Raw genomic sequence first — 1,209 nt, 5'->3', positions numbered from 1 at the left:
GGCGAAAAAGGCATTGGGACATGGATCCGCACGCCGGGCGCGCGCAATCCGCAGCAGCGGATCGAAATCATCGAGCCGTTCAAGTACGGTGAAGTCATCACGACCACGGTGACTACCTCCCAAAAATTCGTTCAGCGCGGCAAGCCATACCTTCAGATGCGGCTCGACTTCCATAATGAGAAGGGCGTGCTCAAGGCGCGCTGGTGGTGCTCGCTGATTCTTCCAGAAACGCAGGCGGATGTCGCCCGCTTCGCAAACGCCTGATCGAGGAGTTTTTCAATGTCCAATCCAACCTTCGGCGAGATCGACACCGGTTACGCGTTTCCGGGCGTCGCTCAGTCCTATGCTCAGTCCGCCATCGATCACTACGCGCTCGCATCGCTGGATATGAACCCCGTCCATACCAACGAGGAATGGGCGGCGCGCGCCCAGGTTTTCGGAATGCCTATCACCGTCGGGCACGGCATGATGACCATGTCCACTCTCGCATCGGTGGTGACGCGGGCATGGGGCGTGATCGGAAAGAACGGTGGCTCCATCCGCTACGTCGATGCCAAGTTCACCAAGCCGGTGAAGGTCGGTGAAACGGTCGCCGCGACGGCTAAGGTCAAGCAGAAGCACTTCAATGGTCCCGGCAAGAACTGGGTTCAGGTGCTGGTCGAAGGCAAGGATTCCACCGGCGATCTAATTGGATTTGCCGAAGTCGGCTACAACCTTCCGGATTGATTCAGAGAACACGGGGCCGGAATTTCCGGCCCCGCCCTGCGACGTGCTGCTTCATTGAATAAAATAATCAAACGTACGATCGTTCGAAGAATAAACGAGCGACAGGGAGAGCGCCATGCCGAGCCGTATCGGGGATGCGTTGCATTGGTTTGCGACGTACACGCCACGGAAGACAGCCATTATATCTGGTCTGGGGTCTCAGACATACGAACAACTCTGGTCGCGGGTGCGCCGTCTGGCGAACTCTCTCTCCGGGATTGGAATCAAGCCGGGTGATCGTGTTGCGCTGCTGATGCAAAACAGCAGCCGCTATCTTGAACTTTATCAGGCGGCGGCCCTGATGGGCGTAGCTGTTGTGCCGCTCAATTTCCGCTTTGTCGCAAGCGAGATCGAATATGTCGTGAACCACTCCGGTGCGAGTGCGCTTGTGTACGACGCTGCTTTTGGTGACACGGTCAGCTCGTTACGCAGCAAGCTCCCCTC

3 protein-coding genes are annotated in these 1,209 nt (G+C 57.6%); all 3 read left to right on the top strand.

Features of this window, described 5'->3' with window-relative positions; all coding sequences use genetic code 11:
- A partial coding sequence (locus tag I554_RS27455) for a hypothetical protein (protein WP_024578270.1) occupies nt 1-264 on the top strand: 264 nt, incomplete at its 5' end.
- A 15-nt stretch (nt 265-279) separates the two neighbouring features.
- Complete coding sequence (locus tag I554_RS26105) at nt 280-726, top strand: MaoC family dehydratase (RefSeq protein ID WP_024578147.1); 447 nt, start codon at nt 280-282, stop codon at nt 724-726.
- 115 nt (nt 727-841) lie between these two features.
- On the top strand, nt 842-1,209 hold a 368-nt coding region (locus tag I554_RS27115; protein WP_152528733.1), incomplete at its 3' end, for an AMP-binding protein.

Origin of the sequence: Afipia sp. OHSU_II-C1 (assembly GCF_000497575.1) — a bacterium.
Classification (GTDB): domain Bacteria; phylum Pseudomonadota; class Alphaproteobacteria; order Rhizobiales; family Xanthobacteraceae; genus Afipia.
The sequence above is the reverse complement of the archived record's forward strand: the minus strand, read 5'-3'. Positions and strand labels throughout refer to the sequence as shown.

What these genes read in the sequence shown, in the direction of transcription:
- I554_RS26105 (WP_024578147.1), top strand. Translation starts at nt 280, where the DNA reads ATGTCCAATCCAACCTTCGGCGAGATCGACACCGGTTACGCGTTTCCG.